Source organism: Streptomyces sp. NPDC020747 (genome assembly GCF_044334695.1).
Lineage (GTDB): Bacteria > Actinomycetota > Actinomycetes > Streptomycetales > Streptomycetaceae > Streptomyces.
The window spans coordinates 19,280-33,718 of record NZ_JBIRTJ010000012.1; the positions used below are offsets into that span (position 1 = coordinate 19,280).

The 14,439-nt window shown below is 72.5% G+C and carries 2 protein-coding genes; one reads left to right on the plus strand and one right to left on the minus strand.

The genetic code is table 11. From position 1 onward, the window contains the following. Positions 1-306: 306 nt before the first annotated feature. Positions 307-1,035 carry an ISL3 family transposase gene (locus ACH4YP_RS28955; RefSeq protein WP_361066379.1) on the minus strand — a complete coding sequence of 243 codons (729 nt, stop codon included), beginning with the start codon at positions 1,033-1,035 and terminating at the stop codon, positions 307-309. An 813-nt stretch (positions 1,036-1,848) separates the two neighbouring features. Between ACH4YP_RS28955 and ACH4YP_RS28960 the strand changes: the two genes are divergently transcribed. Further along, positions 1,849-14,238 carry an amino acid adenylation domain-containing protein gene (locus ACH4YP_RS28960; RefSeq protein ID WP_398493443.1) on the plus strand — a complete coding sequence of 4,130 codons (12,390 nt, stop codon included), beginning with the start codon at positions 1,849-1,851 and terminating at the stop codon, positions 14,236-14,238. The last annotated feature ends 201 nt before the right edge of the window (positions 14,239-14,439 follow it).

Genomic DNA, 14,439 nt, shown 5'->3' on the forward strand with positions numbered 1-14,439 from the left:
CCGCACTCCGGAGGTTGCATCGACCATTTCACAAAGCCGTCGCAGAGCGCGGCGCCGGTTACAGGTATCTTTCCGGCGGACTCGACCTTCAGTCTCCTGGAGATTTGGGTTCAGGCAATTCAGCTTTCACCATGTCACGCGGGTCCCTCGATACCCCGTCCCTGATACCTGAGCCCGGTCATCGATTTCCTGGAATGCTCTGGTCCCCATCACCGTTTCCAGATTGGGTAAGCCATCAGACCCGAGAATCTCCCTCCAAATTCCCCCCGACTGAGTCGGGGATACGACAAGGCGCCTCATGGCGCACTAAAACCTGTCGGCGACCTGGAGCGCGGCGGGAGCACCGAGCCGGGCGCCCTCGGCATAGGCGCCTGCCCGGTCTCGGCAGATGATCTCCACGTCCGGGTGGGCGGCTAGCCAACCGGCCAGCGGCCCGGAATCGCGGGTCGGGAGCACGTCGACCACACGATGGGTTTCTCCGCAGGTCAAGACGGTGGAGTAGGTCTGCCCCCGGCGGGTCGCGAAGTCGTCCACGCCCAGCACGCGAGGCGTGCTGGACTGCGGGTCGGGCAGTGCCATGACCCTGCGCAGTAAGGTCATCCGTCCCACACCGAAGCCCAGTTGGTCAGCCAGCCGGGCGCCGGCCCGTCCGGCGAGGGCGAACCCAACGCGTTCCAGGACGTGGCCAAGCCGCGAGGTGAAGCGTGCGTACGGGGTGGTCAGCCGGGCGAACGGTTCGGCGAACGTGCGGCGCGGGCAGTTGGCCGTCCCGCAGATGAAACGACGGACCGTCAGACGGATCACGACGCTCTGCCCAGCGAGGAGCAGATCCTTGAGTCTGCGCTGGTAGGAGTCGTGCACTCGCCCCGAGAAACGGCTGCAGTCGGGACATGCCGCGCCGGCTACCCGGCCCCTCGCCAAGATGTCGACCGTGCCGAAGGCGGCTGCCGCCGCTTCGACGTCCACGTCGTCGATCCCGTCGAACACCAGCGAGTCCCAGAACGTTGTGTCGGCCTGTATGACCAACACCGTCACCGGCCACGGCCAACTCCGGCGGGTGCAGTCACAAACCTGACGGAGCGTCACAATCGTCCGCCGGGCGGCGGAGCGTACGCGGTCTCACACGAATCCGGACGTCCGCAATCGAACACTGCGGTGACTCTCCGCAGCTACTCCCCAAGATCTGTGCCAGAGCCCAAAGCTCGCCGACATCCCGCAGGGGACGAGAATCGCTTGATGACGGTCTTGGCACGCGCACACAGGAACGCCATGTCGATACGGGTGGCTGCTCCGTCGGTCCGCTGCGGTGTTCCATTGGGCGCGTGCCGAGCCGGTTGAGATCCTCAGGTGAGGCTGCGGAGCGAGAGGTCAACAGGCTCAGTTCCTCGCTCTCGCCCAGGTCCGTGTTCTGCGGATCACGAGGCCGGAGCCTGTCCTCGATGCCGGAGCGCGCGGCGTCGGAGACGCTGCGGACGAAAGTGCCGGGAACGGTGATGACGTACGTGGTCACTGGAACTCATTACGAGGACGCCCGGTCCGTCGGGGGCTTCACGAGCCGGACGGCCGGACGGCATGGCGCGTCCGCCCGGCTCGCGTGCAGTGCTCCCGACTCCCATGTACTCCACGTTCCCCGCCTTCGGCCGGGAATGCGAACCGCCGGCCAGGCCGACGCTCCGGACAGTGGTTCGATACGGAACGCCGTTTGAGTATGCGTACTCATGAAACGGGACACGGGCTCCGGCAGGCTCCCGAATGAACGACTCGGCAAGATCGCCAGGCCTCGCCTCACCACCCTGCTTGCCTCCTGCTGTACCGGCTCGATTCACCCACGCACGAACGAACGGACCCATGAAGACTGCATCGCTGTTCGACGTACTGCTGGACGCAGCCCACCAGGCCCCTGAACAGGTCGTCGTACATGTCCGTGGGGACGGCAGTGAACTGACGGTCACGTTCCGGGAGTTGCTCGACGAGTCCCTGCGTGTCGCGGGTGGGTACCGCGGCGCGGGCGTCGAGCCCGGCACCTGCGTGCCGCTGCTCGCGGACCGCAGCGAGGACTTCCAGCCGATGTTCTGGGGCACGCTCGCCGCCGGGCTGGTACCGGTGCCGCTCGCGCCCGACGCGCGACGGGTCGCCCCGGTGTGGGAGCACCTCGGACGGCCGCCCGTCGTGGTGGACGCGGCCTGTGCGGGGGTGGCTGCCGAACTGCCCGACGGCGTACGGGTGTTGCGGCTGGAGACGCTGCGGGAGTGCGCCGAACCGCTCTCGCCCGTCATGCCGGGCCCGGACGATCTGGCCTTCCTGCAGTTCTCCTCCGGAAGTACCGGGTCCCCCAAGGGGGTTGAGCTGACGCACGCGGCGGTCCTGGCCAACCTGCGGCAGATGGCCGCCGCCTCGGGACTCAACGAGCAGGACGTCGTGGTCAGTTGGATGCCCTACTTCCACGACATGGGCCTCATCGGCACCCATCTGGCGCCGCTGGCCGTGCGGGCGAAGCAGGTGAAGATCGGTCCCCTGTCGTTCGCGAAGTCGCCGCGCCTGTGGTTCGACGTGGCCGCCGCGCACCGGGCGACGGTGTTGTCGGCCGCCAACTTCGCGCTCGCCCTGACCGTGCGCCGGGTCCCCGACGAAGTACTCGCCACCGTGGACCTGAGCCCGGTACGGCTGATGCTGGTGGGGGCCGAGCCGATCTCGGCGACGGTGTGGCGGGACTTCACGGCCAAGATGCGGCCGACCGGACTGGACCCCCGGGCGGCCACGCCCGTCTACGGGCTCGCCGAGGCGACACTGGCCGTCACTTTCCCGCCGCTCGGTGAAGTGGCGGCGCCCGTGGTGCTGGACCGGGCCGCTCTCAGCCGTGGCCGGGCGGTGGAACGGGAGCCCGGCGGCGACGCCGAGGAAGCAGCCGTGGAAGTGATGGACGTCGGCGTACCGGTGCCCGGTTGCTCGGTGCGGATCACCGACGACGCCGGACGGCCGTTGGGTGACCGGCGGGTGGGTCACATCGAGGTCGGCGGCCCGCAGATCGCGCGCGGCTACCACGCCCGCCCCGAGACGACAGCACAGACCTTCGCGGACGGCTGGCTGCGCACCGGAGATCTCGGCTTCCTGCGGAACGGCCGACTGTGTGTCACCGGCCGCCACAAGGACGTCCTCTTCCTCAACGGCCGCACCTTCCACGCCCCGGACATGGAGGAGGTGGCCGCCGCGACGCCCGGGCTGCCTGCGGGCATCACCGCTGTGGTCGGCTCGACCGACCCGGTGACCGGGAGCGAGCGCGTGGTGGTCCTCGTGTCGTGGAGCCGTCCGCCGCGCACCGCGACGGAGGTACTGGACCAGGTCGCGCGGCGGGTCCGTGGAGCACTGGGCCACGACGACGTGCGCGTCCTCGCTCTCCCGCCGTCGGCCTTCCCCCGCACCACGAGCGGCAAGCTGCAGCGGCAGCGGATGCGGGCCCGTTTCGAGGCGGGGGCGTACCGGCCCGCGGCCTCGTCCAGCCCCATGCCCGTCCCCTCGGCCCTCTCGACCTGCGTCCCGTCCGTCTCTTCGGACGCCGCCTCGGTGCCTGCCGCCTCGGACGCCGCGGCGGGCGAACCAGGGCGACGTGACGACGTACGGCGATCGGCGTCGCCCCGCTCGCGCCGTGACGTACAGCAGCTCGTACGTGACATCTGGGCGCGCGTACTGGCGCGACCGCAGGCGTCGTTCACGGACCGGGACCGGTTCACCGATCTGGGCGGTACCTCGCTCAAGGCCATGGAAGTGCTCGCCGAACTGGAGCGCGCCCTCGATGTCACCCTCGCTCCGGCCGTGATGCGCGACGACACCGTCACCGCGCTCGCCGACCAGCTGCTGGCTGCAGTTGACGCCAAGGAAGGCCGGCAGTCGTACGCTCCCGACGGGCGGGACACGGTGCCCGCCCGAGCCGGCACGCCCGGAACGGCGATCGTCGCGATGGCCTGCCGGTTCCCCGGCGCGGACACGCCGGAGGAGTTCTGGGACCTGCTGGCCGCCGGGCGGGACGCCGTCACCACCGTGCCGTCGGGCCGCTGGGACGGCGCAACACCCTCGGCACAGGCAGACGGGCAGACGTCCAACCGGTCCGGCGGACGCTGGGGGTCCTTCCTCGACGACCCGGCCGCCTTCGACGCCGGGCACTTCGGCATCGGCGACGAGGAGGCCCGCACGCTCGACCCGCAGGCGCGGATCTTCCTCGAACTCGCCCACGAGGCACTGGAACGGGCCGGTTACGCCGGAACTCGCCGCCGCGGCCTGCGCGTCGGTGTGTTCGCCGCCGTCGGAGACAGCGGTTATCGGCAGGTCCTCGCCGACGCGGCCCCGGCCGGTACGCCACCCGCGGCCACAGCCCTGACCGGGAACCTGCCCAACCTGGTCGCCGCCCGTGTCGCACACTGCCTCGACCTCGACGGGCCGGCGCTCGCCGTGGACACCGCGTGTTCCTCGGGTCTGGTGGCGCTGCACCTGGCCCGGCGCAGCCTCGCGGACGGGGAGTGCGACATCGCCGTGGTCGGCGGCGTCAACCTCCACCTCACGCCCGACGGGTACCAGGCACTGGAGGCGGCGCAGGCCCTGTCACCCACCGGCCGCAGCCGCGCCTTCAGCACCGCGGCCGACGGGTTCGTACCCGGCGAGGGCGGAGCGGCCCTCGTCCTGCGGCCGCTTGAGGAGGCCGGCCGCGACAACGACGAGATCCTGGCCGTCGTACGCGGCACCGCCGTCAACAACGACGGCACCTCCCTGAGCCTGATGGCACCCAATCCGCTGCGACAGCACGAGGTGATCGGCCGGGCGTACGCGATCTGCGGCGTCGATCCCCAGTCGGTCACGTATGTCGAGGCCCACGGGACGGGTACGGCTGTCGGTGACCCGATCGAACTGCGGTCCCTGGCACAGGCTTTCCCGGCCCGTCCGGACGGGCGACCGCGGCTGCTCGGCTCGGTGAAGACGAACGTCGGGCACCTGCTGAACTCGGCCGCCCTGCCCTCGCTGGTCAAGGTGGTGCTGGCTCTCGGGCGCGGCCGGCTGCCGGCCTCCCTGCACCACGCGTCGCCCTCCCCCGCGGTCGAGCGGTCCGGGTTCGCCCTGGTCACCGAGCTGACCGACTGGGAGTCGCAGGGTCCGCGGAGGGCGGGCGTCAACGCCTTCGGGTTCGGCGGCACGAACGCGCACGCGGTCCTGGAACAGGCGCCGCCGACGTCGGCTTCCGCCTCTGCGCCGCGCGCGGGAGGCGGTCCGCACCTCCTGGCCCTTTCGGCGCGCAGTGCGGACGGTCTGGCCGCCTGGACGTCCCGTCTCGCGGACCAGCTGCGCGACCGCCCGGAGCTCGACGAGGGCGACTTCTGTCTGACGGCGGCCACGGCACGGGACGAGGGACCGCACCGCCTCGCCGTGGTGGCAGACGGGGACCTCCGGGAACGGCTCGCCGAGGCGACCGCCGTGGGTGACGGCCGAGCGCCGGGAGTGGTCACCGGGACGGTGGCGAACCGGCCGCGGACCGTCTTCGTCTTCCCCGGCCAGGGCGCACTGCGGCCGGGCCAGGGCCGTGCGTTGTACGCGACGGCACCTGTGTACCGCGACACGCTGGACGAGGCGTCGGCCCGGGTCGGCACCGTGCACGGACGGCAGTTGACGTCGTGGTGCGTGGACGCGGAGGTGGATCCGCAGGCGCAGGCCGCCACCGAGGTGGCGCAGCCGCTCCTGGTCGCCCACGGGGTGGCTCTCGCCCGGCAGTTGATGGCCTGGGGCGTACGGCCCGACGCGCTCGTCGGACACAGCGTCGGCGAGCTGGCGGCCGCCTGCGTCGGCGGTGCGCTGTCGCTCGCCGACGCGGTGGGGTTCGCGACGGAACGCGGGCGGCTCATGGGCACGTTGACAGCTCCGGGCGCGATGCTGGCGGTCCGGGGAGCCGACGAACAGGACGTGGCGGCCCTGGTGGCAGCGACACCCCGCGAGCTCGCGGTGGCCGCCTACAACGGCCCCGGCCGGCTGGTGATCTCCGGCAGCCCCGACGCGGTCGAGGGGGCTGCGGAGAAGCTCGCCGGGCTGGGAGCGGCGGTGCGCCCGCTGCGGGTGTCGCACGCTTTTCACTCACCGTTGATGGAGCCGGTCGCGCAGGCCCTGGCCGACGCCGCGCACGCTCTGGACGTCACGGCTGCCGACCTGCCCGTGATGAGTACGCTCACCGCCGAGTGGCAGCCGCGCATGGACCCGGTCCACCTTCGCGAACACGCCCTGCGGCCGGTGCTGTTCGGCCGGGCCGTGGCCCGCCTGCTCGACGAGGGCTACGACACGTTCGTCGAACTCGGACCGGACGAGAACCTCGCGGGCCCGATCCGGGCGGCGGCAGTCCATCACCGGGCCACCGACGCGGACGGTACGACTGCCGGTGCCCCGCGTCCGGCAAACAGCACCGACATCGAGACCGGCACCGACACGGACATCGGCTCCGGCTCCGGCTCCGACAGTCGTGTGCTCGTCGTGTCCGCGCCCGGGGAGTTGGGCCGTGCCAGGGCCGCCACGACCAGTTCCCCGGGCGGGGCGCGGGAGTTGCTGGCAATGATGGGGCGCCTGTGGGTGCGGGGCGTGACGCTGGACCGTACGGCGCTCGACGCGGGCCGTCGGCGCGTGCCGCTGCCGCCCTATCCCTATCAGCGGCGCCGGTACTGGCCCGACACCGCGGCGCACGGGCTCCTGCACCGTGTCATGTGGCAGGCGGAGCCCCTGGCCGACGACGCTCCCGCCGGACCCGTACTGGTGACGGGCGTGGACGCGACTGCGGTGCGCGAGGTCGCGGAACGGTTCGCGGGGCGGGGCGTGGAGGCGACCACGGACACCGGAGCCGTTGCGGCGCAGACGGTGATTCTGCTCGCCGGGCCGGCCAAGCACCGCACGGCAGCCGAGTTCGAGCGGCTGCAGCGTCGGTGGGTCACGGCGTTCCGGGAGGCGCTGGCGCTGTTCGACCGGGCCGGGGCCCGACGTCTGCTGGTCGTGACCGAGGACGTGCACGTCACCGGACACGGCTCCGAGCGTCCGGACCCGGCACAGGCCGTGCTCGGCGCCCTCGCTCTGGCCGTGCCCGAGGAGTTCCCGGGAGTGGTGGCGAACTGGGTCGACCTCGCGTCCCTCGACGACGCCGGGCAACAGCTACGGGCCGTCCTCGCCGAGGCGGCGGCGCCCCAGGCGGCCGGAGTGGTCGCCTGGCGGGACGGGCGGCGACTGGTACGGACCGTCGTCCCTCAGCCGACCGAGACACCCCACGGGAGTGGGCGGCTGCCCGCCGACGGCAACTTCCTGATCACGGGCGGCTGCGGGGGCATCGGTTCCGCTCTGGCCCGGGACCTCGCCGGGCGTGGGCGGCCGACGGTCATCCTCACGGGCCGTTCTCCGCAGCCGCCCGAGGGTCTGCTGGAGGAACTCGCGGCGCTCGGCGCCGACGCCCGCTACCACCGGGCCGATCTCGCGGCGCAGGACGATGTCGACAAGCTCGTCGCCGAACTGCCCCCGCTGGACGGCGTCTTCCACGCGGCCGGAGTGGTGCGCCCCGGGAGCCTGCGCTCAACGGACGTGCGGGAAGCGGTGGATGCGCTTCAGGCGAAGACGCTCGGCACGATGCTGCTGTCGGAGGCCCTGCACCGGCACGGGCACCGTCCCGGAGTGTGTGTCGCGTTCTCCTCCGTGTCCTCGGTGCTGCCAGGGCTGGCCGGGGCGCTCGGCGTCTACGCGGCCGCGAACGCGTTCCTCGACTCCTTCGCCGCCGCCGAACGGTGGGCCGGACGGCCGTGGCTGTCGGTGAACCTCGGGCCGTTCGCCGAGACGGGACTCGCCTCCTCGCACGCCACCTCGTTCGCCACCTCCCTCGGCGCCGGCGCCCTCGCGCGCACCGGAAGCCGCCCGCTGGCGACCGCGCCCGCGCTGGCCGCGCTGCGTTCGGCGTGCGACACGGACGCGGCACAACTGGTACTCGCCGATCTGACGTCCGTCCCGACCTCCGTGCGGGGACCGGCCCTCGCCGACTCGCTGCGGCGGCCTGCGCCAATGCCGCGACCTCAACCGGCATCACCGGCGGCACGTCATCCCTCCGGCTCGGACGGGGCGGTGTCCGTCTCCGGCGCCGCCGTGCTCCGGGAACTGCTTGCGCAGTCACTGGGCGTGCCGGCTTCGGCCGTCGACGACGACGCACCGTTCCTGTCGCTCGGGCTGGACTCGCTGGGCGCCGTCGACCTCGTCAAACGGCTGGAACGCAGGACGGGACGGCCGTGGCCCACCACGCTCTTCTTCGAGTACCGGACCGTGCGCGAGCTGGCCGCCCACCTCGACGCGGAGACAGCGGCCGGAGCCGACGCCGATGCTGATGCCGCCGAGCCGGGGCCGGATGCTCACCGTGCCCTGCTTCCGCCCGCGGCCGACGACGGCACGCCCTTCGCCCTCACCCCCGTACAACTGGCCCTGTTCACCAGCAGTCGGCTGCACCCGGACGTCCCGGCCCGCGGCCATCTGCGCCTGACGATCCGCGGCCCGCTGGACACCCATGTCCTCGGCCGGGCGTTGACGGCGCTGGCCGAGCGGCACGGCATGCTGCGGCTGCGTATCGACGACGCGGGCGGCACGCCGATGCAGCGGCTGGCGCCGACCATGCCCCTGCAGACCTGGTACGAGGTGCACGAGGGGACTGCCCAGAGCGTGGCCGACGTCGAATCGGCCCTGTGCAACCGGCCCTTCGACCTGGCCGTCGAACCACCGGTGCGGGCCGTCGTACTCCGACAGGAACCGAGCCTCGCGCACCTGCTGCTGATGGTCCATCACGCGGCGGCGGACGGATACAGCCTCAACGTCCTGGCCGAGGATCTGTGGGCCCTCTACACCTCGCTCTGGCGTGGAGAACGCCCCCAACTGATCCCGCCGGCACTGGACTTCGCGACCTACGCGGCAGCCCGCGTCCCCTCCCCCGGCTCCAACAGCCCGGAGGACACGCGGCGTTACTGGGCGGAGCGCCTGGCCGAACGCGGCGAACCACTGCGGCTGCCGTACGACGGTGATCCCGACGCTCCTCCGTCCGGCCCGCTCGTGCAACACCACGGCGAACTCGACGAGGTCCTCACCGCCGGCCTGGAACGGCTGGCCGCCGCGCATGACGTATCGCTGTTCCACCTGCTGCTCGCCGCCTACGTGCGCTGCCTGGTGCGGTGGACGGGCCGCCGGGACATCGCCGTGAACGTGGCCCGGGCGCGGCGCGAGGACCGGTTCGACGGGGTGGACCGGCTCGTCGGACCGCTCGCCGACACGCTTCCGCTGCTGTGCGAGGCGGACCCGGAGGAGCCCCTCATGGCTCTGGCGGCGCGGCTGCGCCAGGCATGGCTGGAGAGCGAGCAACACGCCGACCTGAGCAGCCTTGACCTGGCCGGGCTGCTGTCCGGTGCCGACAGCGGCCCGCGCACGGCGAGCCCGGCGGGCTTCAGTTTCGCCCGCTTCCCGGCCCGCCTGGCGGCCGACTGTCCGGTGGAAGTACGGGCGACCGCGGCCGGCACCGGCTCGGCCGCGACCCGGCTGAGCCTGCTGTGCTGGGCGGACGGCCCTGTGCTGCGTATGTCGTGGAACTTCCCGCTGCCGCTCTTCGAGCGGCGGACGGTGGCGCGTCTGGACCGGGAGTACCGCAAGGAACTGGAGGAACTGGCCGCGCCGGGTGCGCTGGGTGCGCTTCCCGCACCGCCTGCGCTTGTTGCGGCCGTCTCCCCCACTTGCCCGGCTTCCACCGCGGCGTCCGAAACGCTCGCCGGGTCCATCGGTGGCCCGCGCCTCGTCGCCCGGCTGCTGGACCGATTCCGTGCCATGCCCACGGCAACCGCGGTCGACGCCGGATCGACCACGCTCACCTACGCCGCCCTCGACCGCGCATCGGGGCTGCTCGCCGCGCGACTGCGGTCCCTCGGCGTGCGTCGGGGCGACCTCGTCGGACTCCTCACCGAGCCGGGTCCGGACACCGTGATCGGCGTGGTGGCCATCCTGCGGGCCGGTGCCGGCTGGGTTCCGCTGGACGCGGGCCACCCCACGGCACGGCTGGCGGATCAAGTGGCCCGCACGGGCACCACGGTCGTGGTGTGCCATGCGCCGACCTTGTCAACCGCCAACGCCCTCCAGGGAGTTCGGGCCGTGGCCGCCGACGATCCGCCGGCCTCACCGGCTTCGATGGGTGACGACGCCGTACCGACGACCGTCCACGTGTCCCCGGCTGAGGCTGAGGCCGACGCGATCGCGTACGTCATCTTCACCTCCGGATCCACCGGGCGCCCCAAGGCGGTACCCATCACCCACCGGGCGATGGAGAACTACCTCGACTGGGCCGTCACCACCTTCGGCTACGGCCCCCAGGACCGCCTGGCCCAGACGGCCTCGCCGTGCTTCGACGCCTCCGTACGCCAGTTGCTCGCACCCCTCCTGGTCGGCGCCACCGTGGTAACCGTGCCGCAGGACCTTCGGCGCGACCCTGAACTGCTGCTCGCGTACGTGGAGCAGGCGCGGATCACCGTATGGAGCTCCGTCCCGACGCTGTGGGAGCAACTCCTGTCCGCCGCCGAGGAGCAGGTGCGACGCGGGGCGGGCCGACCGGACCTGTCGGCACTTCGATGGGTGCACGTCGGAGGCGAGGCACTGCCCGCCGCGCACGTACGCCGGTGGTTCGACCTGTTCGGAACCGGCACACGGATCGCCAACCTGTACGGGCCCACCGAGGCGACCATCAACGCGACCTGCCATGTCATCGACGTCCGCCCCGCCGACGACGTACGGCTGCTGCCGATCGGACGGCCCGTCGCCGGTACCGAGTTGGCGGTGGTCGGCCCCGACGGCACGCCGTGCGGACCGGGCGAGTTCGGTGAACTCCTCATCGCGGGAGTCGGGTTGACACCCGGTTACCTGGGCGAGCCGGACCTGACGGCCCGCGCGTTCGCAGTACGCGACGGCCGTCGCTGGTATCGCAGTGGGGACCGCGTACGCCGTGGCGAGGGCGGCACGCTGGAGTTCCTTGGCCGTGTCGACGACCAGGTGAAGATCCGTGGGAACCGGGTGGAACCGGGAGAGGTCGAGGCGGCCCTCCAGACGTACCCCGGCATCGCACAGGCCGCGGTGACCGCGCGCGATGGACGCCTGCTGGCGTTCGTGACCGTCCGGACCGGTTCCGGCCGACCGGACACCCGCGACGTGCGCCGACACCTGTCGGACATCGTGCCGCCGTACATGATCCCGGCGCACATCACGGTCGCCGACGCGCTGCCGCTGACCGGGACCGGCAAGGTCGACCGCCGCGCTCTGTCCGAGCGGGCAACGGCCCCGGTGGCCCGTGCGGGCACGGTATCGGCCGTGCTGTCGACGACCGCCGGCCGTCGTACTCCCCCGGCGACGCCGACCGAACGGCGGCTGGCCGCGATCTGGTCGGACCTCCTGGGCGCCGACCCGGTCTGCCGGGAGGACGACTTCTTCGACCTCGGCGGGGACTCGATGCTCGTGCTCCAGGTGTTCGCCCGGCTCGGGGAGCAGGAGGGGCCGTTGCCCAGACCGACCGCGGTCTACCGCCACCGCACTCTCGCCGCGCTCGCGGCGGCGGTGGACGAGGCGATGGACACGGCGGTGGATGCCGCCGTCGAGCAACCGTGCGGGACGGAGAAGGTCACGGCCGCGGGCTCTCGCCCGACAGGAACAGGAGGGGACCACACGGCCCCCTTCCCCCTCACGCCGGGCCAGCGCGGATTCCTCCTCGCCGAGGAGCTCTCACCGGGCGGTGGTGCCTGGTTGGCGCGGCTGCGGTTGTCCGGCCCACTGGACCAGGAGGTCTTCCAGGCCGCGGTGGACCTGTTGGTGGAAAGCCACGCGATGCTGCGTACCGTCTTCCCCTCCGGAGCGCGGCCGCCCGTCCAGCAGGAACTGCCGCGCTCGCTGCGGCTGCCGGTCGTCTTCGAGACGCTCCGCGACCGCGGTGACGTGGACGGGCGGGCCGCCGCCGAGGCCGGTCGACGCTTTGAGCCGTGGACCTGGCCCCTGCTGCGACTTCGCGTGCTCACCCTGGCTCCGCACGAGCACGTCCTCCTCGTACACGCACACCACCTCATCGGCGACGGGTACAGCGCCGCACTGCTCATGCGGGAACTGACGGACGCGTACGACCGGTTGGCCGCCGACCGCACAGCCGAACTGTCCACACCGCGCGCCACCTTCCGCGACCACTGCCTGCTGCTGGCCGAGACCGGCATCGAAGCCGGAGCGGAAGCGGGACCCCGCTCAGCGCCGGATGCCACGGAACGCCGAGCCCGGCTGAGTGCCCCGTACCGGCCCCCGGTGCTGCGCGCCCCCGACGGCGGCAGCGGCAGCGGCAGCGGCAGCGGCAGCGGCAGCGGCAGCGGCAGCGGCAGCGGCAGCGGCAGTACGACCATGGGCGGCAGCGCCACCCACGCATTCCATTCGGCGGAGTTCGTGCTCGACGCGAGCCGTACGGCAGCGCTGCGCGCGCTCGCGGCAGGGGCGGGCGCGACTCTGTACGCGCCACTACTGACCGCCTATTACCAGGAGTTGGCGGAGACGACCGGCCGAGCGGACCTGATCCTCGGGCTGGCGGTGAGCGGGCGGGACCGTCCACTGCCGGACGTGCACCGGATCTTCGGCCCGTTCGCTGCGGCCGTACCGGTGCGGCCGGGCGCCGCGTCGGGTCAGGAGTCAGCGGAAGGGCACATCGGCGATGCTCTGCGCCGGATCGTGGCCGAGGCCGAGGAGGCGCGGACCCACGAGGACGTCCTGCCGCGGCACGCCAACGGGCTGCCGCTGACGTCGCAGTTCTTCTTCACCTTCCTGGACTTCTCCGCACTCGCCGCCCCCAACGGCAGCACGCTGACGGTGTCGTGGGAGGACGCGGACAGCGCGTTCGCTCCGCCGTCGACGGCGACGGACGTGTTCATGGCGGTGCGGCCGGACAGGGACGGGCTGCGCGTGACGCTCCGAGGGTCCGCGAGGGCCTTCTCGCCACCCGCGCTGGACGGATTCGCGCACTCGATCCGCGCCCGGCTCACGCGGGCGTCAAGCCCTGAGCCAGCGGTTCGACGGCCGAGGCCTCGGGAAACGATGGACGCGGCGCTCGTCGGATACCTGCCCTCCCCCGGCCATCTGGCGCGGCTGGCGGGTCTGCCCGACGGGGCGCTGCCGCGCGCCGAGCTGCGCACGATGCTGTTCCCCGACGGCACGCCGCGCCTGCTGGAGACGGTGGAGACGCCACTGGGCCGGTCGGGCTTCGTATGCGTGCCGCTCTTCGCCGACGAACTCGGCCGGGATCCCGAACTCGTGCGGCACGCCGGCCGCGCGGTGTCGCTGGCGTCTTCGCTCGGCGCGCGCTGCGTCTCACTTGCGGGGATGATCCCGTCGCTGACCGGTTACGGCTTCGACGTGCTGTCCTCCGTCGAGGGGGCGGCCGCCGTGACGACTGGCCATGCGGCGACCGTCGTATCGGTGGTCAAGACGGTGCGGGCGGCCCTCGACGCCACCGGCCAGAGTCTCGCGGACCTCGATGTCGCGTTCGTGGGGCTGGGTTCGATCGGCTCCTCCTCGCTGGAACTGCTCCTCTCAGGTGCCACCCGTCCGCCACGTCGGCTCCTGCTGTGCGACGTGCGCGGCAGCGGACCGCGGCTGACGGAACTGGCCCGGAAGCTGCGTGAGCGGGGGCTGGCCGACGAGGTCGAGGTGGTGGAGTCCCGGCAGGCACTACCCGACGCGGTGTACGGAGCCGATCTCCTGGTGACGGCGATCAGCGGCAGCGCCGCGGTCCTGGACGTGGACCGGCTGAGGCCCGGCACCACGGTGATCGACGACTCGTTCCCCCACTGCTTCGACACCGCCCGAGCACTCTCCCGCATGCGGGAGCAACAGGACGTACTCGTCCTGGGCGGCGGGCTGCTCCACATCGGCCGCACCCGCCGTGAGCCCGCCGAGGGACTGCCCGCCGCGGCGGCGGCCGGCTACCTCGCCCAGCCCTGGATCGAGGACACCCTCGCCTCCTGCCGTACGGAGTCCCTGTTGCACGCCGCGCTGCCGGAACTGCCGCTGGTACACGGCTTGGTGGACCAGGAGGTGGCTCACGCCTACGCCCGGGCCGTGGACCGGGCCGGAGTGACGGCTGCCCCGCTCCATCTGCTCGGGCATGTCGTCGGCGCCGACATGGCCGCTCGTGTGCTGGGGAAACGCTGACCGGCGCGGGGTGACGGACACGGTCGGGCGTCGGCCTCCGGTTCCCGTACGAGCCGGTCGAGCCGCCAGTCCCGTACGAGCCGGTCACGCTGTCCGGTCCGGTACGAATCGGTCCGGCTACCGATCCCGTACCCGCTGGTCGAACGGCCGGGCCCGCCAGAGCGGAAAGCTCTCGCGGGCCCGTGCCGAGGAGCGCCTCGG

Excerpts from the sequence above, each read along its gene's own strand:
- ACH4YP_RS28960 (WP_398493443.1), top strand. The coding sequence starts at position 1,849 with ATGAAGACTGCATCGCTGTTCGACGTACTGCTGGACGCAGCCCACCAG.